This window comes from Pseudoalteromonas sp. NSLLW218 (assembly GCF_015864775.1).
Taxonomy (GTDB): domain Bacteria; phylum Pseudomonadota; class Gammaproteobacteria; order Enterobacterales; family Alteromonadaceae; genus Pseudoalteromonas.
In genome coordinates this window covers 281,076-305,112 of sequence record NZ_JADYWO010000008.1, presented here as the reverse complement: position 1 = coordinate 305,112, position 24,037 = coordinate 281,076, and the positions used below count along the sequence as shown (strand labels likewise).

Sequence of the window (24,037 nt, the reverse complement as noted above, 5' to 3'; positions counted from 1 at the left end):
TTTAGTAATAGATTTAATAATAGATTTAATAGTAACTCGCATTAAAAAGCCACCTAATCGGTGGCTTTTGTGTGTTTGGGTACTTTAAGCTGTGCTTATTAAAACTTCATTTCTATTTTACCGTACACGTAACGTCCGTTAAATCCATACGGTGAAAAGCTTGAGTATGCAAACAAGCGTGAGAAAGTGCTTACTTCGTCAACATTTTCGCGTGTTGCGTCTGGGTAAATATCAAAAATGTTATTCGCTCCCAAGCTTAACGATACGTTATTGGTAAGTGCATAAGCTACGTCTAAATCAGTGATCCATTTTGGTTTTAGTACTTCATTTAGCTCTGCCGTTGATGATGGATCTTGAGTTTCACCGTAGCGTGTTGTTCTAAGCGTTGTACGAATATCATCGTTAGTCCACGTTGCACTTAAGTTGTACTTATTACGCGGTGTGCTTACTTCAAAGCGACGCAGCTCATTACCAGAGAACAAGTTGTCTTGATCAAACCCTGCGCCTTGTAGTTCTGCTGGTGGGTCGATAATATTGGTGACTTCATTTTTGCCGTAGTTATAACCGAGGTTAAAGGCTAAATCGCCGTAACCATCGGTTGCTACGTTATAAGAGGCAACCACATCAACACCACGGGTTTTACTGTCAATTGCGTTTAAGAAGAAGCGGCCCTGATTAGCACCGGTACCTTCAAGTAGTTGCTCAATAGCAGCACCCGATAAGTTATTTGATAACACAATGCGGTCATCAATTAATATTTGGTAGTAATCAACCGATAAGCTGAAATTAAAGTCGGTAGACCATGTAAAACCAACGCCGTAGTTTGTTGCTTCCTCGGCATCAAGACCAGGTGAGCCCAGTGCTTTTGCTACATCGCTGCCCGGTGCAAATGTGCCGGTTTCGGTTGGTTCGCCATCAACAAATACAGTGGCTACTGAGGTAAAGTATTGCTGTTGTAACGACGGTGCTCTAAAACCAGTAGAAACCGATGCGCGCAGCGCTAAGTCTTCAGTTAACGAATAACGAGTCGCAATTTTACCATTAATGGTATCGCCAAAGTCTGAATAATCTTCATAACGGGCGGCAACTGCTAAATTCCAATCGTCGGTTAGGTAGGTTTCAAGGTCGATATAAAAGCTCACGTTATGGCGGCTGTTATCCCCTTCTGATTCGGGTGTAAAACCTGGAAATACTTGTGAACCCGCTGCGCCAAATGGGCCATCAACTGGGTCGGTTACTGCACCACCTGGGCCAAATGTGCCTTGTGCATATGAAGCTTCTTCACCTGCATCAATTTGGTACCCTTCGCGGCGATACTCAGCACCTACGGCCACACTTACTGAACTTTCTAAAAAGCTGACGTCTACCTCACGATTAAAATCAACATTTAAGGTAAGTTGATCGTAGGTAAGTGTTCCGGCATCAAAGCTTGTTTGGCTAGTAGGGCCGTATGAGGTATTTAAGCTATTTATAACGCCAAACTCGAACGCATCTTGACCATATACGGCCGATACATCGTAATTCCATTCACTTATAAAACCTTTAGCGCCAAGTGCCAGCGAAAAGTCATCTATGTCTGAAGTAATAACCGGTAAAAAACCATCAGGGTATACTTCTTCTATATTACGGCTATCACTCGCGCGGCGATAAAACCCGCCACCTTCGCCTTCACGTTTGCTGTAAGAGCCAAACGAATATAAATCGATATCGTTTGTTAATTGATAACCTGCGTTATAAAACATTGAAAAGTCTTCAACATCGCCATTACCAAAGTTATGGTTATAACGGTTTACGGTAAGTTCACGAGGGTCTAGCGAGCCATCATCTAATCGTGCGTAGTTTTCACGGTTATCGTAGTCAGAGCGGTTAGTTGAATGGCGGTCGCGGTATTCTGTTGAGATATTTAAAAAGCCATTATCGCCAAGCTCAAAACCCATATTACCTTGAAGTGTGAGTGTTTGGCCGTCTGTTAAAGAGCGATCGCCCCCTTCGGTAAATGCTAAATTTCCGTCGCTACCTTCAGATACAGATTCAAGCTGTGGTACACCGTCCATTTCGGTTACGTTAGCACCATAAATAGCCGCAACTGAGCCACCACTACTTGCGCTTTTAAGCACAATATTAATAACACCCGCTATAGCGTCAGAGCCATATTGCGCTGCTGCTCCATCGCGTAATACTTCAATACGGGCAATAGCATTTGCTGGTATTGCATTTAAATCAACCGATGATGAACCACGACCCGTTGAGCCATTTAAGTTAAGTAATGCGTTGCTGTGGCGGCGTTTACCATTAACAAGCACTAAGGTGTGATCGGGTGCTAAGCCACGAAGCTGAGCAGGGCGTACATGGTCGCTGCCATCAGTAAGTGATGCCTGCGGGAAGTTAAAGCTGGGTAATAAACTGCTAAGTAGGGCATTCGTTTCAGTAAAGCCAGAATTTTTAAGGGCATCAGCGCCAATTATATCGATGGGTACTGCGCTGTCTTCTACTGTACGGCCTAATCGGCGAGAACCAATTACGCTTATTTGTTCGATGTTTTCTTCTGCTTTCGTGTCTTGCTCTGCAGCATTTGCTGAGAGCGAACCAAGTAGTGCAGCAGATGCGCTCATTGCGAGTAATATTTGTGGTACCGATTGCTGTAATTTAAATAACGGTTTTCTATTCATGCTGTATTTCCCCATACCCATTGAATTATTTTAGTTATGTACAAAAAGATTAAACCTCTCTGTTACCTTGAACATATACTTAATTAACAAAGTCAGTCAATTGAATAACATTCAATTAATTTAGGTGTTTTTATAATTACATTTGGTTGTTTTTTATAATGACCATTGTTTTGGTTATATAGTGAAGGTGGTTGCTAAGTAATTGATGGATAATGAATTATATTTAAAAGTTAAATTTAACGTTTAATTAACTGGTAAGATGAGGTTGATAGGTTTAACTAGTCATGAGTGGAAAGCCATTTTTATTGGGCTGGCAATAAACAACGGCTGAGTTATAAATATTTTTAGAAACATAAAATACAAAACCACCCATTAAATGTTAATTAAATTAACATTTAATGGGTGTAATATAAATTATGTACTACTTATTAGAACCTATACTTTAAAGCATGAAGTAATTTTGTTTTTATAAGTAATTAGTATAAAAAAGACTACTAAAAAATAGTGTTAAAATTTAATTTTTCCAACAAGCATGTCTTTAAACATGACCCAATCTCCCCATAAACTGTAAAAGGGGTGTTTAAAAGTAGCTGGGCGGTTTTTTTCAAAAAAGAAATGCCCGACCCACGCAAACCCATATCCAATAACAGGTAATAGCCATAATAAACTATATTGCTGTTTCAATAATGCTATTGCGATTACAGCAAGAACGAGGGCGCTTCCTATAAAATGTAAGCGGCGGCAAATCACGTTGCGATGCTCTTTTAAATAATAAGGGTAGAAGGCTTTAAAGCTTTTAAACGTGGGGTTTGTACTTTGCATAGTGTGCTCTTTTATTATTTTTTATTTTATCAGTGTTGTGAACTATTAAAGCGTAAGTTTACATTTGTTTACAGCGATAAATGGCGCTTAACGCATCTAAATAGACAAAAGAGCTAAAAGTTAATAACTTATGTGCACTATTAATAAATAAGAATGGAACTCAGGATGTTTAAACACACTCTAGCATGTGCTGTAATTGTAGCGCTTAGCGGCTGTTCAGAGCCAACTAATACGGTAACTCAAGAAGAAGTAAAAGCACCAATGAAGCAAGTTAATGCAGTTATATACCCAGAAACAAAAAAAGGCGATATCGTAGACACCTACTTTGAAGAAGCAGTTAGCGACCCATATCGTTGGCTTGAAGATGATATGAGCGGCGAAACTGCCGATTGGGTTAAAACGCAAAACAGTTTAACGTTTTCTTATTTAGAGCAGATACCTTATCGCGATAAGTTAAAGCAGCGCCTTGAAAAACTAATGAATTACGAAAAAATAGGCGCTCCTTTTACTGAAGGCGATTACACCTATTTTTATAAAAACGATGGCTTGCAAAATCAGTATGTTTTGTATCGCAGTAAAGATGGCGGCGACGTAGAAGTATTTTTAGATCCAAACAAGTTTAGTGACGATGGTACGACGTCTATGTCGGGTTTATCGTTTTCAAAAGATGGCTCATTACTCGCGTATCAAATATCTGAAGGTGGCAGCGATTGGCGTAAAATTATAGTTATTGATGCACATACTAAAGAGCAAGTTGAAGAAGCGCTAGTTGATGTTAAATTTAGTGGTATAGACTGGTTAGGCAACGAAGGCTTTTATTATTCAAGCTACGAAAAGCCTAAAGGCAGTGAGCTTTCGGCTAAAACAGATCAGCATAAAGCGTATTACCATAAGCTAGGTACTGCTCAATCTGCTGATAGTGTTGTATTTGGTGAAACTGATGAGCAAAAACATCGCTATGTAGGCGCTGATGTAACTCATGACGGCCGCTACTTACTTATTTCAGCTAGTACGTCTACTTCAGGCAATAAGCTGTTTATAAAAGATTTAACAAAAGAAAACAGTGAGTTTGTAACGGTTGTAGGAAATACTGATTCAGATACATCAGTGATTGATAACGAAGGCAGCAAGCTGTTTTTAGTTACTAACCTTAATGCACCAAACAAAAAAGTAGTGACGGTTGATGCAAGCGATCCAAGCCCTGAAAATTGGGTTGATTTAATTCCTGAAACCAAAAACGTACTAAACCTGACAAAAGGTGGCGATACCTTTTTTGCCAACTACATGGTTGATGCTATTTCGCAGGTAAAACAGTACAACAGAAAAGGCGAGCTAATTCGCGAAATTACGTTGCCAGGCGTGGGTACTGCACGTGGTTTTGGCGGTAAAAAAGATCAAACAACGCTTTATTATTCGTTTACTAACTACAAAACACCAGGTACTACTTATACGTTTGATGTAACTACAGGTGAATCGGGTGTTTATCGTAAGTCGGCTATTGATTTTAATAGCGATGATTACACGTCTGAGCAGGTGTTTTACACATCAAAAGACGGTACTAAAATACCGATGGTAATCACCTATAAAACAGGCATTAAGCTTGATGGTTCAAACCCTACTATTTTATATGGTTACGGTGGTTTTAATATTAGTTTAACGCCAAGCTTTAGCCCCGTTAATGCAGTATGGCTTGAACAAGGTGGTGTGTACGCCGTTGCTAATATTCGTGGTGGCGGTGAGTACGGTAAAGACTGGCATAATGCAGGCACAAAATTGCAAAAGCAAAATGTGTTTGACGACTTTATTGCAGCGGCTGAGTACTTAAAAGATAAAAAGTACACGTCTAAAAAGCGCTTAGCACTTCGCGGTGGCTCTAATGGTGGTTTGTTAGTTGGCGCAGTGATGACGCAGCGTCCAGACTTATTTCAAGTGGCTCTACCTGCTGTAGGCGTACTTGATATGTTGCGCTACCATACATTCACTGCGGGCGCTGGTTGGGCATACGACTACGGTACGAGCGAGCAAAGCAAAGAAATGTTTGAATACATTAAAGGTTATTCACCACTTCATAATGTAAAAGCAGGTGTTGAGTATCCAGCTACTATGATTACAACTGGCGATCATGATGACCGCGTTGTCCCTTCGCATTCGTTTAAGTTTGCAGCTGAGCTTCAAGCAAAGCAAACGGGTAATAATCCAACGCTTATTCGCATAGAAACCAATGCAGGGCATGGTGCAGGTACTCCAACAAGCAAAACAATTGAGCAGTACGCTGATATATTTGGTTTTACGCTTTACAACATGGGCGTAGAGTCGTTATAAAAGCGATTTAACTAAATAGCTAACTTTAATAGCTGAGCAAAAAGGCCGAGTAAATTTAATTTACTCGGCCTTTTCAATGTTAGCAGTTAACAGTTAACAGTTAGCAGTTAGCTACTGCATAGGTGAAAACAATCGTTGATATGTTTTATAAGCGTATTCGTCGGTCATTCCGCTTAAGTAATCGCAAATTATACGCATACCTTGGTTTTTCTTTTCGGCTTCTATGTATTGTGCTTGTGTTGTTTCGGGCAATAAACGCAGCGGATCGCTAGCAAACGCGGTAAATAACTCTATTAGTAAGTTTTGCCCTTTAAACTCTATTTGCTGCATTTCGGGGTCGCGTATTAAACGTTGAAACACAAAATGCTTAAGTATTTGCAATACACTGTCGTATTGGGCATCTAATTTAGCGGTGTACTTTAAAATAGGGCATTCAAAGTCATCGTTTTGAATATCTAAATGTATATGAATAATAAAGGTATTAACCAGCTCACCTATGGCATCTTTTCGCTCATAATCATTTTTTGAAAACAAACGCTGGGTCAGCGATTCAAGCATGGTGTTTAACCAGGCAAAATTTAGTGCTTTTAAATGAGGCAGAGCATGAGTTTGCCAATCGTCTAACGTAAGTACGTGGGTTGCAATGGCATCTTCTAAGTCGTGTACCGCGTATGCTATATCGTCGGCGTGTTCCATTATGGCGCTATCGAGCGATTTATACGTTGTTTTAGCGCGGTACTTATCAATAGCGGCATGGCTACCTAGCAATGTTTTATCGTTTTGACTCAGTGGTTCTACTATCCAATTAAATATGGCTGCATCGTCGTTGTATAACCCTTTGGCAGGTCTCCAATCATCAGCTTTTATAAATGCACGACCGGTTGTATCGTCAGGAATGGTATGCCAGAGCGTATTAATAAACGCGGGGTATTTTATAAAGCCTAATAAAGTACGACGAGTGAGGTTCATGCCGTGGCCATTACTGTAGGGCTCAAGTTTTGCAACTATGCGCAGTGTTTGTGCGTTACCTTCAAAACCACCGTGATCGCGCATCATGTAATTTAGTGCTATTTCACCACCATGGCCAAAAGGCGGATGGCCAATATCGTGCGCTAAACAGAGTGTTTCTAGCAGTCCGGTTGATGGAAAGTGCGTAAAGTCGCTATGTTGCGCTTTTAAATGGCGCAATATGCCAGTACCAATTTGCGATACTTCTAAAGAGTGGGTAAGGCGAGTGCGGTAAAAGTCGTTTAGGCCAATGCCCATAATTTGGGTTTTAGCTTGCAAACGCCTAAATGCAGCGGCATGAATAATACGCGAACGATCGACCTGCCACGGCGAGCGGTTATCGTTAGGACGATGTTTATATTGCTCTATTATTCGGCTCTGCCATTGTTTATCCATACTGCTTACTCACACATAGTTAATATTATTAAACTTTGCCCAGTATACCCATGGACTTATAAATTGCGAATGAACAAATGCACTACTTTTCGTTATTCGCGTTTATAAAGTGGCTTAGGTATAATGGGCCTTCGTATGTTTGTGTATTAACCATGCATAATTAGTTGTTTGAAAGAGAGAATACATGTTAAAAACGATTTTTAAACTTTTACTGAGCGTATTTTTTATATGGGCACTTGCGTATCCGTTTATGCAAAGTGACGACGTTGATCAGGATGAGCAAACGTCAGAGCAACCAACAAAAGTGAAGAAAAAAGAAAAACCATTACATAACGTAAAATTACCTAAGTTTTCTGAATTTAGTGATGTAAAAGAAAAAAAACATGCATTTTTTAGCTTTATCCGCCCGCATGTAGAAGCCGAAAACAAAAAAATACTACAGCAACGCGCTAAGCTAGAAATAGCACGCATGATGCTCCAAAACGAATTACCTTTAGAAAAAAAGCAAAGCAAAGATATTGCTAAAATTTTAAAGTCATACGGCTTACCAACCACAGTTGATACGCTCATACTTACGCAAGCATTACGCCGTGTTGATATAATTCCTAAAGAATTAGCGCTTATGCAAGCTGCAAACGAATCTGCGTGGGGCACATCACGTTTTGCACGTATTGGCCTTAACTTTTTTGGTCAGTGGTGTTACACAAAAGGTTGTGGCATGGTGCCAAAACGCCGTAATACCGGGGCTGCGCACGAAGTTGCTGCGTTTAAATCGGTAAGAGCTGCTATAAACTCTTACTTTAAAAACATAAATACGCATCCTGCTTATAAAGATTTGCGCGCAATACGTGAAAACTTACGTCTTGAGCAAAAACCAATTTTAGCGACTGAACTTACACATGGTTTAATGTCTTACTCTGAGCGCGGTGAAGCGTATATAGAAGAGTTAAACACCATGATTAGCCAAAATAGAGCCTACTTTGATGAATAAATACATTTTTAATTGTACCAACGCTATTGCGTTAGTACTGCTGAGCATTAGTGCATTTAATGTAAATGCGAGAGAGTTTGTGATGTCGTATGACGGTTTTTACGACCGCTTAAAAATTGTTAACAAAGGCGATTTTCAATATGCGCGAGTTAACTTTTACATTAGTGATATTGGTACTAATGAAACATGTGCGATTAAAAGCGGTACTATTTTAACCGAAAGAAACGAGTATCCACTTAACTTTACCGATAAAGCACAATTACTATTGCCGTTCGATAAGCAGCTTGATACCGATAAAGCGGTCATTGTAGTAGAGCCGCTTAATCCTGTACACGATTGCCAATTAAAGCTACAAATAGAAGCAAACGAACTTGAAGGTTTAGCGTTTTCAAAGCAGTCGTTATATACCATTAACGACGAACTTGATGAGTTGTTAACTGATTTGTCGGGCTTTTTTGTAAGTAAATTAATGTGGTTTTTATTACCAGAGCAAAAGGGCGTAGCAGTTACATTTAAAAGCCCAATGCAATTTGATGATAAGAGCATAACGTGTGAAAAGTCAGTATGTTACTTTGCAGTTGAAGATAGCTGGGAAGATGATAGCGCGGTGCTTGGCGATATATCGCAAGTTATTAAAGTAACGCCTTGGATTGTTAAGTGATTAGCGTTTAGCTAAGTAGCTAACCTATAAAAAGCGGCATCTAGCCGCTTTTTTTGTACCAAATTCTGTACTCGTTTTTAGCCTTTAGTTTTTATTTAATAAGCGGTGCTGATGAGTCTCGCTGCATTAAAGTGGGTTCAAAAAACCGATTTATAACGAGGTTTTTATTTTGATATACGTCTTTAAGCACTAGTTTTGCTGCCATTTCGCCCATTTTCCCGACCGGATTATCTATGGTCGTGAGTGTAGGGTACAGGTAGTTTGCAAAAATAACGTTATCAAATCCAACAATCGATAAGTCGTTTGGTAAATTATAACCGTGCTCTCGTGCGTACTTCATAGCACCGGATGCCATTTCGTCATTGGCACATACCAGTGCGGTAAAGCTAAGTTTTTCATCAATAAAATGTTTTAAGGCTTTACTACCGCCAGTTTCGTTAAAGTCGCCAATATAATAAAGGGCAGGATCAAATTTAACGCCAGCTTCTGTAAGGGCTTGTTTATGACCCTCTAAGCGATTAAATGCATCGGCTTTAAACTGAGGACCTGCAATGTACGCTATTTGTGTATGCCCTTGATTTAATATCGATTTAGTGGCCAGGTAGCCACCTAATTGGTTATCTAGGCTGATACAGTTGTCTTTTAGTTGCTCTACGTAACGGCTCATTAAATAAACAGGTGTAGAACCTTCGCTTAACTTTATTAGGTAGTCATCTGAGACGGCTTCTACGTGCAAAATAATGGCATCGCAGCGTCTGCTAATTAAAAACTCAATGCCTTCTTGCTCTTTGTCTTCTTCACTGTGTCCGGTGGTAATAATAACGTGCTTACCCGCAGCACGAAGCTCTGACTCAATACCTGCCATCATTTGGGCAAAGAAAGGACCATGTAACTCAGACACTAAAATACCGACACTGTTAGTGCAGTTAGAGGCTAAAGATTGCGCTATTGAATTAGGCTTGTAGCCAAGCTGCTCCATGGCATCAAGCACTTTTTGTTTAGTTTTATCGCTTACGCGGGTATTTTTGTTCATCACGCGAGAAACGGTGGCTAACGATACGCCCGCAAGCTCTGAGACTTGATAAATTGTTGCCATGTTATTTGTTCACTCGCTTATCCTTAACTACTTCGGCTAAATAATACCTTAGAGTATATATCTTAACTAGCTGTTAGTTTAGATTGAATATTTTCAACAACCTGATTAGTTAGTGTATATTTTTTCATTATGTAGGCAACAAATAATGAGCCAAAAGCAGGTAGCACAGTAAATGAAAGTAAAATACCGTGTTGGGTGTCGAGGGTTTGTACTGCATCGGCCTGATAGCTGTAAAAAGATAATAACCAGCCTGCAATTGCGCCGCCTACAGCCACGCCCATTTTAATAAAAAATATGACGCCAGAATAAACCAAACCCGTAATGCGTACACCTGTTTTTTCATGCCCGTAATCTATTGTGTCGGCCATTTTTGCCCACAACAACGGGGTTGCCATATCTAAAAAGAATTTCCATAAAATAAAGGCCGCAAATGCCAATACTAAAGAGTCTTTACTAATAAAGTAACTAAAACCACAAATAGCGGCGGCAATAACTTGTAAGCTTATATAGGCCTTTATTTTACAAAAGCGCTTTGCAAGTGGTTGAGCTAAAGCGCAACCTACCATACTGGCTGCAACACCTAGCGTCATAAATAAGGTGATTAAATCGTCTCGACCTAAATAGTATTTTACGTAGTAAACAGCAAGCGTAAGCCTTAATACTTGCCCGGTAAGTAAAAAAAATGCAGCTAAGCAAAGTGTTCGCCATTGATCGTTTTTAATTAAGGCTTTAACACTTTTGGCAAAAGGAATGTTTTGCTCTTTTGGCTGTTGTATACGCTCTTTTGTGCCTAAAAAACAAAGTAAAAACAGTACAAAACCTAAAATGCTCATTGCAGTCATTGTGTATTGATAGCCTTTGGCAGCATCGCCTTGGCCAAAATACTCAACCATTGGCATAGTACAACCCGCTACTATTACGCCGCCTAACATACCAAATACAAACCGGTAAGACTGAATAGTAACGCGTTCTTTTGCGTCTGCAGTAAGTACGCCGCCCAATGCACAATAAGGGATATTAATAGCGGTGTAGACAACCATAAGAAGTGTGTAAGTAGTAAAGGCATAAATTATTTTATCGGTGCCTTCTAAATCGGGCGTAGTGAACGCTAAAATACTTATAATAGCAAAGGGAAGTGCAAGCCAAAGTAAGTAGGGGCGAAAGTGCCCCCAGCGCGTATGTGTTTTGTCAGCAAGGTTACCCATTAATGGATCGGTTACGGCATCAAAAATACGCACTGCTAAAAACATAGTACCAACAACGGCAGGCGATAAACCTACTACATCTGTGTAGTACAGCATTAAAAACATCATAACTGTTTGAAAAATAATATTACTGGCGGTGTCGCCTAAGCCATACGCTATTTTTTCTTTTACACTGACCATGATTGTTTATCCCGCTTTGTGCTTATTATTATCTATTTGAGATAAGTGCTTTATAGGCTAAGCCACTATTTTTAATAGTACGTTGCTGCGTTTTATAATCAACATAAACAATACCAAAGCGCTTTAAGTAGCCTTCTGCCCACTCAAAGTTGTCCATTAAGCTCCAAGCAAAGTAGCCACGTATTACAACACCCTGTTCAACTGCATTGTGAACTGCGTTTAAATGAGTATTATAATAACTTAAACGGTCTAAGTCGTTAACTCCGCCATTATTATATGTATCGGGCATTGCTGCGCCATTTTCGGTTATATAAATAGGCGGTAGGGTGTATGTCTTATTAAGCGATACGAGCAGGTCGGTAAACGATTGCGGGTAAACCTCCCATCCCATATCAGTCAACGGACCCGTTGGTGCAATGGGTTCATAGATATCAGTAGGGTGCGCTTTATAAACTTGGCGGGTGTAAAAGTTAATGCCTAAGTAATCAATTGGCTGAGAAATTAATTCCATATCACCTGGGTGTATTTCTGGTAAATGATCCTCAGGTAGTTGGTTAATTATATCAGGGTATTTACCGTCCATTATTGGTTTCATGTACCACTGATTTAAATAGTCATCAGCGTATTTGGCACTGTCTATGTCTTGTTGAGTATCTGTAAGCGGGTAGGCGGGTGTAAAGTTAAGCACAATGCCGTTTTGAGTATCAGGCGATGTTTTATTTAGCACGTTCATAGCCAGGCCATGAGCGAGTAATAAATGATGAGCTGCTTTTTTACCATACTGCTTGCCTACTAGACCTGGGGCATGTATGCCAATCTCGTAACCTAAAAACGCGCTGCAAAAGGGTTCGTTTAATGTAGCGTAAGAATACACTCGTGTTCCAAATGCGTTAGTAATTAGTTCTACGTACTGCTCAAATGCATAAGCTGTTTTTCTGTTAAGCCAGCCGCCTTCATCTTCAAGGTGTTGCGGTAAATCCCAGTGATACAAAGTAACAAAGGCTTTTATATTTTTTCGTTTTAGCTCATCTAAAATATCAGTATAAAACTTAACGCCTACAGGATTTAACTTTCCGTCTTGAGTCATAACGCGAGGCCATGAAATAGAAAGCCTGTAAGCATCAACACCTAGAGACTCTATTAAATCTATGTCTTGTTGCCAATTGTTGTAATGATCGCAGGCAATATGACCATGTGAATTATCAGCAATTTTACCTGCAGTACTACAAAAGGTATCCCAAATACACGGTAAGCGATGCTCATACCCGCCCTCTATCTGAAATGATGCTGTTGCTACACCATAAACAAAGTCTTTTGTTAATAGAGGTGAATTAAATGGTAATGATATTTTTGTCATTGGTTACAAACCTTTTTGAGAACTTAATTGCACGCTTAGCGCCTATTTTTACTGACTTTCAGCGGTTACAAAACATTATTAAAAATAAAAGTTGTTGAAATATGTAACATGTTCGTATTTAATTAGCCGTGAAAGCGCTTACATTTTTAGATTAATGTTAATTAATCTTCAGGTCAACTCTTTAATACTGCGCCTTAGCGGGGTTTGTATTAATTACTTACTGAAGATCAATTTATAATAATAAATTGCGGAGAGCACATGGCTAGTTCAGCACCACTGACATCACACACACAGTCGCAAAACCACCAAGATAAAAACTATGGTTTTGCACTTACATCTTTAACTTCACTATTTTTTATGTGGGGTTTTATTACCTGCTTAAATGATATTTTGATTCCGCATTTAAAAGCGGTTTTCGATTTAACTTATGTTCAAGCAATGCTTGTGCAGTTTTGCTTTTTTGGCGCTTACTTTTTAATGTCACTCCCTAGTGGATACATTGTTAAAAAGCTTGGTTATAAAAAAGGAATCGTGGTTGGGCTTTTAATTGCGGCAGTAGGGTGTATCTTATTTTACCCAGCAGCGTCTTTACATAGTTATCCTGTATTTTTATTTGCTTTATTTGTACTTGCCAGTGGCATAACGTTATTACAAGTATCTGCAAATCCTTATGTAAGTTTGTTGGGTTCAGCAAAAACTGCGTCGTCTCGTTTAACACTAACCCAAGCTTTTAACGCGTTGGGTACTACGGTTGCGCCATCATTTGGTGCTCTGTTAATTCTGGACTCAGCGTCAGAAGCCTTTTTAACACCTGCACAAAATGCGGAGTCAGTTCAACTTCCTTACCTCCTTTTAGCTGCAATGCTTATTTTACTAGCCGGTATTTTTGCATGGCTTAAATTACCAGACATTATGAGCGAGCAAAAAGCAGAAGCCGAAAAATCAGAGGCAATTGAAGGCAGTGCTTGGCAGTATCGCCATCTTGTATTAGGTGCTGTGGGTATATTTATGTATGTAGGCGCCGAAGTGGCAATTGGTAGCTTTTTAGTAAGCTTTTTAGCACAAGAAAATATAGCAGGGCTAAAAGAGCATGCTGCAGCTCATTACATCACTTATTATTTTGGTGGTGCTATGGTTGGGCGTTTTATTGGTGCTGCTGTAATGCAAAAATTACCTGCTGGTAAAGTACTTGGCTTTAACGCAACCATGGCTATTATTTTAGTCGTTATTGCCATGAGCACGTCGGGTCAATTAGCAATGTGGTCAATACTATTGGTTGGTTTATTCAATTCTATTATGTTCCCCACTATTTTTAGTTTAGCGTTAAATGGACTTGGCAAACATACAGCTCAAGGCTCTGGTATTTTGTGTTTGGCGATTGTGGGTGGTGCAATAGTGCCACTTTTACAAGGTGCACTTGCTGACAGTGTGGGTGTTCAACTTTCGTATGTTTTACCTATTTTATGTTACATATTTATCGTGTTCTATGGTTTAAGCGGTAGCAAACCAGTTCAAGCGCAGGAGACTCTATAATGAAAACCCCTTTTACACTTAATAAAATAGCCTTAGCAACATTAATTGCATCAGTAGGTACTTTATCGGCTTGTTCAAACGACGCAGTGACATCGGTTGAAACTAATGAAACGTTATCTAAAACAGCGCAAATTTGGCCAAAACTTAATATTGCCGTTAAAAAAGATGCCGATATTGAGGCTAAAATAGTTAACTATTTAAAAGCCATGACACTTGAGCAAAAGGTTGCTCAAATGATTCAGCCAGAAATTCGTGATATTACCGTTGAAGACATGCGTAAATATGGCTTCGGTTCATACCTTAATGGCGGTGGCGCATTCCCTAATGGCGACAAACATGCAACACCTATGGACTGGGTAGCCTTAGCAGAGAGCTTTTATCAAGCTTCTGTCGACGACTCAGTTGATGGCAGTAGTATCCCAACTATGTGGGGCACCGATGCAGTACATGGCCATAATAATGTAATTGGTGCCACGTTATTTCCGCACAACATTGGTTTAGGCGCGGCGAATAATCCTGATTTAATCGAGCAAATAGCATCGATTACTGCAGTAGAGGTAATGGCTACGGGTATTGATTGGGTATTTGCACCCACAGTTGCCGTAGTGCGCGACGATCGCTGGGGAAGAACCTACGAAGGTTACTCAGAAGATCCAAAAATTGTACATGATTACTCAGCAGCCATAGTAAATGGCTTACAAGGTAAAGCCGATGGCGACTTTTTAAGTGACAAGCGTGTAATTAGTACCGTTAAGCACTTTATTGGCGACGGTGGTACGGTTGATGGTGATGATCAGGGTAATAATATCGACAGTGAACAATCATTATTTGATATTCACGCACAAGGCTATGTAGGCGGTTTATCAGCAGGTAGCCAATCGGTTATGGCTTCTTTTAATAGCTGGAATGGCGTTAAAAATCACGGCAATAAATATCTACTTACTGATGTATTAAAAACACGAATGGGTTTTGATGGATTTGTAGTAGGCGATTGGAACGGTCACGGTCAAATTGAAGGCTGTACTAACGAAAGTTGTGCGCAAGCCGTTAATGCTGGCCTTGATATTTTCATGGTGCCAACAGGTGCCTGGAAGCCTCTTTATAACAATACAATTGCGCAAGTTAAGTCAGGCGAAATTAGTATGTCGCGTATTGATGACGCAGTGAGCAGAATATTACGCGTAAAACTTCGCGCTGGTTTATTTGATAAACCAAGCCCGGCTAAGCGTCTTTACTCTGGAAAAACAGAGCTAATTGGTGCCCAAGAGCACCGCGAAGTAGCACGTCAAGCTGTGCGCGAATCACTTGTGTTACTCAAAAATAAAAATAACCTATTGCCTATCGCAGCTAATCAACGCGTACTTGTTGCAGGTGATGGAGCCGATAATATAGGTAAACAGTCGGGTGGTTGGAGTATTACGTGGCAGGGGACTAATAATAAAAATGCTGATTTCCCTGGAGCAACGTCAATTTACAAAGGGCTTGAAGAGCAAATATCTGCAGCAGGTGGAAGTGTTACTTTAAGCGCTGATGGTACGTTTGAGCAACGTCCTGATGTTGCCATTGTTGTATTTGGTGAAGAACCTTACGCAGAAGGGCACGGCGATAAAGATAACCTTGAGTTTGAGCGCGGAAATAAAAAGTCATTAGCACTTTTAAACTTACTAAAAGAGCAAGGCATTCCTGTTGTATCTGTGTTTATATCAGGTCGACCTATGTGGGTTAACAGCGAACTTAACGCATCTGACGCGTTTGTAGCTGCATGGTTGCCAGGTACAGAAGGCGCAGGTATTGCTGATGTTTTATTAAAAGCGGCAGACGGCACCATTCAAAATAACTTTAAAGGTAAATTATCGTTTTCTTGGCCTAAATCAGCGGTACAAACTGCGGTTAATAAAGGCGATGAAAATTACGAGCCATTACTCCCTTATGGTTTTGGTTTAACGTATGGCGATAAAAACGTGCTAGCTGACGACCTTGATGAAGACTCTAAACTTGATAACTCAGGGCTTACGAGTATGGATATACTTGTTGGTGCACCTGTAGCGCCATGGCGCTTATTGTTAAAATCGGGCGATGAGCTTTTAGATGTATCGAGTAGTACCCATGAATTTGGTGCAATTAAATACCGTACTGAGGACAAAACAGTACAAGAAGACGCGCGCCAATTTAACTTCAGCGGTACAGAAAAAGCCAGTGCTGAAATAGTAACAAGCTTTGCAGAAGATACCATTGCCTACGTTGAAGCCGATAGTGTGATTAGCTTTGATATTAAATTAAACGAAGCACTAACGAGCGATATAGCACTTGCTATGACTTGCTCGGGTGAATGTGGTGCAAGCATTGATTTAGCAAACGTAGTGGATAAAACCATTGAGAATAAATGGCAGTCAGTATCAATTGATTTAGGTTGCTTTGCTGATAAGGGTGTTAATTTTGCAAACCTAACAAGCCCATTTAGCTTACGCAGCAATGGTAAAGCATCAATTTCTGTAGCTAATATTCAGTTTGTGCCAAATAAGGCAGGCGAAGCTACACTGTCTTGTAAGTAGTTTATTAACTCTATTGTGTGTATACCAAAGCCCTTCGAATGAAGGGCTTTTTTTATGTAGAGGTAACCTGCATAAACACTTGAGCTGATTGATATAACTTAATAGGAACTGGTCGGTATAAATACAAAGGGGTACCGCGTTTTTATAAGAGGGGCCTTTTTTATAATTACTTATAAAATAATTAGCACTGCATTAAGAGGTTTTTCTCGTCAAAGCTGACTACTTTATCTCTGCCAGTTTCTTTAGCAAGATAAAGGCGCTTATCAGCCAGCGACAGTAAGTCTTTTACACTCATTTTACCATTTAGTGCACTACTCACACCGGCGCTTACAGATAGGTTAATATGCGAGTTTTGATAATAAAATGGATGCTTAGAAATATTTTCACGTAAGTGTTCTGCATATTCTTTAGCTGCTCGTAGAGAATAGTCTGGTAGTAATATAGCAAACTCTTCACCGCCTATTCTGGCGCAAATACCTTCATCAATAAATTGCTCTTTTATGTGCTGCGCAATCCATTTAATTGCTTGATCGCCGGTGTCGTGGCCGTACTTATCATTTACACGCTTGAAAAAGTCGATATCTAGGATAATTACAGATACGTTTTTATCACTGTTGTTAGGTTGTTTAAGGGTTTCTTTGGCATTATTAAAGAAGCCTCTTCGATTAAATAATTGTGTAAGAGAGTCGGTGTTCGCAAGGTTCGATAGCGTGTATTCACTATTAGAAAATAACAAAAATGGCAGTATAAGAGCACTTAGAGTGGCTAATAGTAAATGACTAATAAGAACAATTTGTAAAGGCGTTGCTACATCCTGAATACTCGAGCTCAGTACCGGTATTAGTAGAAATATTACGTTTAAAAACATAACACCGCTGTGCACTAAAAAGCAGGTGATCAACGCCTTTTTCTGGGCTTTAGCAACAAAGCTCATGCTTTTGATTAAATACGCCGTGTAAATAAATAATCCGGCAATTACTAAGCTCGTTAGCATTTTTGCTGCTTCGAAAGGATAAATTGCCAATAACAATAAACCAGAAAACCCAAATATGCAGTAAAGAGGCATTAAACTAATATTCTGTATATTTTTATATTTATATAGTCCAATAATAATTAAAAGTGGGCTCATAATCATAGAAATACTAGCCAAGTAGTGGGTTATCAAAGGAAAGTCTATGTATAAGCGCAAACATGCCAGTATTTCTGCTAGCGCAAATGTGGCACAGGCTAAACCAAATAGTAAAAAAGATGTTTGTTTTTTATATTTATAAATTGAGAGAAAGAATAAGCTTATGAGTAAGTTAAGAATAAAAGAGAGGAAGATCACAGTAGGCAAATGAAACATGATTTATTCTCTTTATTATAAAATGATGAAATATATATTCAATTAAGTGTATAATTATTATGTATTAATAAGAAAAGGTCAATTCGGTTAAAAGGATTGCTTTTCAATTTTCTGCATTCTACCTTAAGAATTATTAACGCCAGCTAAACCAAGCTCTCTAAAGCTGATTTAATATCTGGATGATGAAAACGATAATTATGAGCTAGTACTTTTTTAGGAACTACAAATTGCCCCGTTGTAAGTAAGTCTGACATTTCACCCATTAATAGTTTAAGCACTACGGTTGGCATAGGGATAAATGCAGGTCGTGATAACGCCTCGCCTAAGCTTTTACTAAATTGAGCGTTGCTCACAGGGTTTGGTGCAGTTGCGTTAACAGGACCTGATATTTCAGGATGTCTAATAATAAAAAGTATTAGCTGAATCATATCGTCGATGTGTATCCACGACATACCTTGCTCGCCATCACCAATAGGGCCACCTAAGCATAATTTAAAAGCGGGTAGCATTTTACTTAATGCCCCACCTTTTTTGGCCAAAACAATACCCGTGCGTAATAGGCACACTCTGGTTTGTTCTGATTGCGCAAGTAAAGCTGCATTTTCCCAGTCTTTACAAAGCTGGTGGCTAAATTCGTCGTGAGGGTTTTCACAGGTTTCATCAATAGTGTTACTATTTTGTCGACCATAAAAGCCTACAGCACTTCCAGAAATAAAAGTATGCGGGGGAGTGCTACAAGCTTTAATAGCTTCGCTAATTTGTTGTGTAATACCAATACGGCTGTCGCGTATTATTTGCTTTTGCTTGTCGCTCCAGCGTTTATTTACAATCGGTTCGCCAGCTAGATTAATAACAATATCAACGGTGTTAAAATCTACTGTATTAACATTGCTTACGACTTTAACTTTATGTCCCAGTAATACGTTAGCTTTAGTTGGATTTCGACTAAGCACAGTAACAGTATTATGATGAAGTAAAAAAGGGCATAAGTGCTTACCAATTAATCCCGTCGCGCCAGTAACAAATATATGCATTATTAATCCTTACAATAAAATAGTAGCAAGTGATTAAAAAACATACTCGCTAGCAAACAGCTTTGCAAATTTATACGTAAAACAGGCTTTTATGATCACTTCGTCATTATTTCATTTAATTACCTTTTGCCTTACACTAAGGCCATATAATTAATAAAAGGATTAATAAATTGGCAAGTTTAACTGGAGTAAATAAAAGCTTAATAGTTTTTGCTTCCTTAGTGGTCGTACTCGCGGGGATAAAAGCAGCAAGTGTAATTATTATTCCGTTTATTTTGGCAGCGTTTATTGCCATTATTTGTAATCCGCTAATCAAGTTTTTTGCGCGCTACCGAATTCCTAAAGGCATTGCTGTTATGTTGGTGGTGCTTATTATAGTTGGCTTAGGTGTGAGTCTTGGCGGGCTTGTAGGGCAATCAATAAATGATTTTTCGCAGCAACTTCCTGAGTATAAAACACAACTCAAAGAAGAATTTGTATGGCTGGTAGATTTAGCATCTCAATACAATATATTGATCAATAAAGATCAGTTAATCAATATGTTCGACCCAGGTAAAATGGTTGATGTAGCCACCAATATGCTCACTGGTTTAGGTGGCGTAATGGCAAACATGTTTTTAATTATTTTAACTGTTGTTTTTATGCTGTTTGAAGGGCCAATGCTGAGTAAAAAAATACACATGGCACTTGAAGATCCTGATAGCAAAATGAAGCAAATTGACCGCTTTTTAGAGTCTATTAATTCATATTTGGCAATTAAAACGCTAGTAAGTTTAGGTACGGGTATTATTGCTGCGTTTTACTTATGGATTTTGGATGTAGACTACTTTGTGCTTTGGGGCGTATTGGCGTTTATGTTCAATTACATTCCTAATATTGGGTCAATTATTGCGGCTGTACCGGCAGTATTACTTGCACTTATTACTCAAGGCCCGTTAATTGCGGGATTGGTTGCTGCAGGCTATTTAACAATAAATACGGTAATGGGTAATATTGTAGAGCCTAAATTTTTGGGCAAAGGGCTAGGTCTTTCAACGCTAGTAGTATTTTTATCATTAATATTTTGGGGCTGGTTATTAGGTACTGTAGGTATGCTTTTATCTGTGCCATTAACTATGATTGTAAAAATAGCCCTAGAAGCCAGTGCAGAAGGTAAGTGGGTTGCCACTCTACTAGGCAGTGGCGAAGACGTTGCTAAAAATAACTAACATCTATAACCATCAAGGGCTGTAAAATTAAAGCCCTTGATGGCTACGTTAACAGTAAATACAAGACTATTAATTAACAAACAATTTAATAGCGTCATCCACTGCGTTTATTGCGCCTTCTAAATATCCCGCTTCTTGTTTTGCAAACTCACTCGCTACAAAATGAATATTTAGGTTATTTAATTGCTCATCCAAGCCAGAAAAATCAAATTCTGGGTGCTGTGAAGGCTGAGTTTGATCGTCTCTATTCGCTACAAACTTATCGTCTGCCCAGTCTTTAATAAAGTACCCCGTTGCCTTTTCTGCATCTTTACCATAAAAGTAGCTAAGCTGCTGGGCACAGGCTTGAATTAATTGCTCTTGAGTTACTTGGTTTCGTGATAAGTAGGGCACACCTATAAAGCCAAATAATGCGGCGTAATTGCCATCTTCAGCACTGGCGTCGTGAATTTCGACCATAGGGCCTACGCGGCTAAAGCACTGCCCTGATAAGTTTTTATCACGCCAAAATGCATGTTCAAAAGTAGCTATAAATTTGGCTTGTCCTGCCATCCATGTAGGTACACTACTAAGGCGGTTTATGAGTGCTGGAGTCGCCCATAGTTCAGGTGTTAAGTGTGTTGTAACCATACGAGCAGGAACTGCTGAAATTAGTTTTTCAGTAGTAAAGTGCTTAATATTACCTAAGTGATTAACCGTAATTTGCCAGTTGTTATCACCTTTTTTAAGCTCAGTGACATTGTGTTCTAATAACACAGAATCAGGATTAAGTTGCGCGTATAAGGCAGTTATTAAGGTATTCATGCCGTGCTTAAGCCTAAATAACTGCATATCTCCAGCACCTGCAATTTGTTGAGGCTGCTTGGAATTAGGTGCTTGATATAACACATCACCTTTGTTGTATTGCTCAAATATACTCAAGTTGAGTGACTTTACTAAAGCTTGAATTTTTGGTTGGTGGGGAAATATCCACGTAGGGCCCAAATCAAAACTAACATCGTTATTTATTGGTGATTGCGCGGCAAAAATTCGACCGCCTAATAGCGATTTAGCTTCCAGTAATAAGAACTGAATATTAAGTTGTTGTAATTTATACGCACAGTATAAGCCGGCAAGTCCGCCACCTATAATTATTACTGGTTTAGTCATTTTTATTACCCATTTAGCAATCTACTAGTAGATAGTTTGTTTTGATATAAATAAATTGTCAAGCGGAGCGGGGAGTGTACAGAATAACTTAACTAATTAGTTTCGTTAGAATGGGTGTTTTAGTGATTCTGTAAATTGATTTATAAGCTCAATTTCACAGAGCTTATAGCTAATTGCAGCTGTTGTCGCATTAGGAAGTTTTATTAAATAGCGCCATTGGCAGGCGCTCTCCAGGTACTTTTCGCTATTAGTAATGCTACGCATAAATAACGGAAGTACTTGAGTATTACCTGTGCTTTCTTGTGATTTAGTTAGCTCATATTTGCGCTTTTGTATCCAACTGCCTTGTACTTGCTTTGCTTTATCAATTTGGGTATCTAGGCATTGAATATACCGCTTAGCTTCATCGGTTGTTGCTTTAGCGGCTAAAGTACATGCCTCATCTGCCAAGCTGTACTGGCTTGTAGCTAATAGCACAATGGCAGTGAGTTTTAATAAATAGTTACTTTTTGTCATTGTAATTAAACTCTAAAATAAATTGAGCGCCGGCTAATTTATCAGCATCGGTAATGGTTAGCGTACCGTGATACGACTTAACTAAATCTGATACAATCGCCATGCCTACGCCGTGTCCGCTTTCGTAAGTATCGAGGCGAGTACCACGTGTAAGTAAAGATTCGCGCTTATCTTCTGGCACGCCAGGACCATCGTCGCTAATTCCAATACACAGGGTTTTGCTTTGAATGACCTGTATTTCTACTTGTGAGCGACACGCTTTACACGCGTTATCAATCAAGTTACCGAGTAATTCCATTAAATCTGTTTGATCGCCTAAAAAATAATCTTTTTCGGTTACAGTGCAGCTAAAAATAATATCTTTATCACGATATACTTTTGCCATAGCACTGAGTATTGAATCGAGTACTGGCTTAACAGGGGTTTGTTTTTTCCACGTGTCTGATGCGCCTGTTGCAGCACGTTTTAATTGGTGCTCGATCATCACATTAATGCGGTCGAGTTGTTCTTGTGCATCGGCATCGTTTGCCAATGGACTTGATTTTAATACAGCAAGCGGCGTTTTGAGTGCATGAGCAAGGTCGCTCAATGAGGCTCTATAGCGTTCTTTTTGGCGTTGTTGCGACTCAAGTAGCAAGTTTAGATCTGCTTTTATTGTTTGCAGTTCTACTGGGTAGAGGCCTTTAATTTCTTGAATATCGCCTGATTCAATCGCTTTTATTTCTTTATCGAGTCGTTGGAGTGGGCGAGCGCTCCAAATGAAACCAATCGCCATCAGGCCTGCAATTGCAATCCCCATGATAAACATCCAATCTACAAGGGTTTGCTTAAAGCCATCCATTAAACGAAGTAGAGCGTCGTTACGTTTAACTAATATAAAGCGAGCTTGTTCTGATTGATCTATGTTGTTTAAAATTACAGTCAGGCTAAGTTGCCAATAAGCGGTATTATTATATTCAACACGCCTAAAGTCGGCAGCACCTGCTTTGGTCTCTATTTGTTGAGGTACATAGTTTAAATTTACAGCCGACTCTGAGTTCCAAACCGGGTCATCATCGCGGTAGATCATTGCGTAGGTATCAGAATTTAATCTGTTTAACTCAGGCGCTAAAATAGTGCTGGGCATAATAATACCATGCTCAGTAAAATCGACTTCAGATATTAGCGAGTAGAGTTGTGCTTCGAGGGTTTTTTCTGTCGCATCAACAAGTGAAGCGTAATACGCCTTACCAATTGAATAAAATAAGATAGGAAGTGCGACTAACAAAACAAAGACAAGGATAAATCCTTGCCTTATTTTTAACGATATTTGCGGTATTACCACTGGCTTTTAAGCCTGTAACCACGCCCACGTAGTGTTTCTACTGGGTTTAGTACGCCTTCAGGGTCAAGCTTTTTACGCAAACGTAGTACAAATACTTCAATTACGTTTGAATCAAGGTCGAAATCTTGGTCGTAAATGTGCTCAGTCAGTTCTGATTTAGAAATTACTTTTTGCGGATTTACCATTAAGTATTCAAGTACTTTATATTCGTAAGCTGTCAGGCTAAGTTCTTTGTCATCAACCCATACTTGTTGTGAACGTGTATGGATTTTAATTGGACCTGCAGTCATTTCTGGATTTGCTTTACCAGCACTGCGACGAATTAATGCATTACAACGGGCAATAAGCTCTTCAACATGAAATGGCTTAGTAAGGTAGTCATCGGCACCTGCATCTAAACCTTCTACTTTATCTTGCCAGCGATCGCGCGCGGTTAAGATTAAAATAGGGATTGTAATGCCTTGTGCTCGTGCTTTATTAATTAGCTCAATACCGTCTATTTTAGGTAAACCTAAATCAACTACGGCCATATCAAGCGGGTATTCTGTAATGTGGAAAAGACCTGCTTCACCATCGTGGCATAAATCCACGCTGTAACGTTCTTTTTCTAAGGCATTACGTAGGTTATCTGCTAAATGTAAATCGTCTTCTATAACTAAAATTCGCATT

The 24,037-nt window shown here is 39.3% G+C and carries 18 protein-coding genes; 6 read left to right on the top strand and 12 right to left on the bottom strand.

Translation table 11 applies throughout. The annotated features are described in order from the left end of the window. Positions 1-98: 98 nt before the first annotated feature. A complete protein-coding gene (locus I6E80_RS14460) occupies positions 99-2,669 on the bottom strand; it encodes a TonB-dependent siderophore receptor (RefSeq protein WP_197185844.1) in 2,571 nt (856 codons plus the stop codon). Between the two features lie 507 nt (positions 2,670-3,176). Continuing rightward, positions 3,177-3,491, bottom strand: coding sequence for a DUF962 domain-containing protein (locus I6E80_RS14455; RefSeq protein ID WP_197185843.1), 315 nt, complete (start codon positions 3,489-3,491; stop codon positions 3,177-3,179). Positions 3,492-3,656: 165 nt separating this feature from the next. On the opposite strand from I6E80_RS14455, the gene I6E80_RS14450 reads away from it, so the two are divergent. Further along, complete coding sequence (locus I6E80_RS14450) at positions 3,657-5,813, top strand: prolyl oligopeptidase family protein (protein WP_197185842.1); 2,157 nt, start codon at positions 3,657-3,659, stop codon at positions 5,811-5,813. 111 nt (positions 5,814-5,924) lie between these two features. On the opposite strand, the gene I6E80_RS14445 is transcribed toward I6E80_RS14450, so the two are convergent. Next, positions 5,925-7,217, bottom strand: coding sequence for an anti-phage deoxyguanosine triphosphatase (locus tag I6E80_RS14445; RefSeq protein ID WP_197185841.1), 1,293 nt, complete (start codon positions 7,215-7,217; stop codon positions 5,925-5,927). Positions 7,218-7,401: 184 nt separating this feature from the next. Here I6E80_RS14445 and I6E80_RS14440 point away from each other — a divergent pair, with 184 nt between their 5' ends. Both I6E80_RS14440 and I6E80_RS14435 read left to right on the top strand, forming a co-directional pair. Next, a complete protein-coding gene (locus tag I6E80_RS14440) occupies positions 7,402-8,208 on the top strand; it encodes a glucosaminidase domain-containing protein (protein ID WP_197185840.1) in 807 nt (268 codons plus the stop codon). Next, on the top strand, positions 8,201-8,869 hold the full coding sequence (locus I6E80_RS14435; protein WP_024600125.1) for a DUF2987 domain-containing protein: 669 nt from the start codon (positions 8,201-8,203) through the stop codon (positions 8,867-8,869). The genes I6E80_RS14440 and I6E80_RS14435 overlap by 8 nt, the downstream gene beginning before the upstream one ends. A gap of 91 nt (positions 8,870-8,960) precedes the next feature. Here I6E80_RS14435 and I6E80_RS14430 read toward each other — a convergent pair whose 3' ends face one another. The 3 genes from I6E80_RS14430 to I6E80_RS14420 all read right to left on the bottom strand — a co-directional run bounded on the left by I6E80_RS14430 (position 8,961) and on the right by I6E80_RS14420 (position 12,707). Continuing rightward, positions 8,961-9,965 (bottom strand): LacI family DNA-binding transcriptional regulator, encoded by a 1,005-nt coding sequence (locus I6E80_RS14430; RefSeq protein WP_170070734.1) that lies wholly within the window; start codon positions 9,963-9,965, stop codon positions 8,961-8,963. A gap of 62 nt (positions 9,966-10,027) precedes the next feature. Beyond that, entirely contained in the window at positions 10,028-11,350 is a 1,323-nt protein-coding gene (locus tag I6E80_RS14425; RefSeq protein WP_076925922.1) for a glycoside-pentoside-hexuronide (GPH):cation symporter, read from the bottom strand. A gap of 28 nt (positions 11,351-11,378) precedes the next feature. After that, on the bottom strand, positions 11,379-12,707 hold the full coding sequence (locus tag I6E80_RS14420) for a GH1 family beta-glucosidase (RefSeq protein ID WP_197185839.1): 1,329 nt from the start codon (positions 12,705-12,707) through the stop codon (positions 11,379-11,381). Between the two features lie 258 nt (positions 12,708-12,965). Here I6E80_RS14420 and I6E80_RS14415 point away from each other — a divergent pair, with 258 nt between their 5' ends. After that, positions 12,966-14,240: a sugar MFS transporter gene (locus tag I6E80_RS14415; RefSeq protein WP_197185838.1), complete on the top strand. Its 1,275-nt coding sequence runs from the start codon at positions 12,966-12,968 to the stop codon at positions 14,238-14,240. Then, positions 14,240-16,792: an exo 1,3/1,4-beta-D-glucan glucohydrolase gene (locus I6E80_RS14410; protein ID WP_197185837.1), complete on the top strand. Its 2,553-nt coding sequence runs from the start codon at positions 14,240-14,242 to the stop codon at positions 16,790-16,792. Before I6E80_RS14415 ends, I6E80_RS14410 begins: the two co-directional genes overlap by 1 nt. Positions 16,793-16,973: 181 nt before the next feature. Here I6E80_RS14410 and I6E80_RS14405 read toward each other — a convergent pair whose 3' ends face one another. Together I6E80_RS14405 and I6E80_RS14400 are read right to left on the bottom strand one after the other, a co-directional pair. Next, positions 16,974-17,927, bottom strand: coding sequence for a GGDEF domain-containing protein (locus I6E80_RS14405; protein ID WP_083707603.1), 954 nt, complete (start codon positions 17,925-17,927; stop codon positions 16,974-16,976). Between the two features lie 353 nt (positions 17,928-18,280). Then, positions 18,281-19,171, bottom strand: coding sequence for a TIGR01777 family oxidoreductase (locus I6E80_RS14400; protein ID WP_197185836.1), 891 nt, complete (start codon positions 19,169-19,171; stop codon positions 18,281-18,283). A 170-nt stretch (positions 19,172-19,341) separates the two neighbouring features. Here I6E80_RS14400 and I6E80_RS14395 point away from each other — a divergent pair, with 170 nt between their 5' ends. After that, the gene (locus I6E80_RS14395; RefSeq protein ID WP_170070738.1) at positions 19,342-20,379 is read left to right on the top strand and encodes an AI-2E family transporter; all 1,038 of its coding nucleotides are present in this window, start codon (positions 19,342-19,344) and stop codon (positions 20,377-20,379) included. 69 nt (positions 20,380-20,448) lie between these two features. Here I6E80_RS14395 and I6E80_RS14390 read toward each other — a convergent pair whose 3' ends face one another. The 4 genes from I6E80_RS14390 to I6E80_RS14375 all read right to left on the bottom strand — a co-directional run bounded on the left by I6E80_RS14390 (position 20,449) and on the right by I6E80_RS14375 (position 24,036). Further along, complete coding sequence (locus tag I6E80_RS14390) at positions 20,449-21,528, bottom strand: FAD-dependent oxidoreductase (protein WP_197185835.1); 1,080 nt, start codon at positions 21,526-21,528, stop codon at positions 20,449-20,451. Between the two features lie 105 nt (positions 21,529-21,633). Next, positions 21,634-22,044 (bottom strand): hypothetical protein, encoded by a 411-nt coding sequence (locus tag I6E80_RS14385; RefSeq protein WP_024599113.1) that lies wholly within the window; start codon positions 22,042-22,044, stop codon positions 21,634-21,636. After that, positions 22,031-23,368 carry an ATP-binding protein gene (locus I6E80_RS14380; RefSeq protein WP_076925914.1) on the bottom strand — a complete coding sequence of 446 codons (1,338 nt, stop codon included), beginning with the start codon at positions 23,366-23,368 and terminating at the stop codon, positions 22,031-22,033. The genes I6E80_RS14385 and I6E80_RS14380 overlap by 14 nt, the downstream gene beginning before the upstream one ends. Then, positions 23,362-24,036, bottom strand: a complete 675-nt coding sequence (locus tag I6E80_RS14375) for a response regulator transcription factor (RefSeq protein WP_007375447.1) — start codon at positions 24,034-24,036, stop codon at positions 23,362-23,364. The genes I6E80_RS14380 and I6E80_RS14375 overlap by 7 nt, the downstream gene beginning before the upstream one ends. Position 24,037 lies beyond the last annotated feature (1 nt).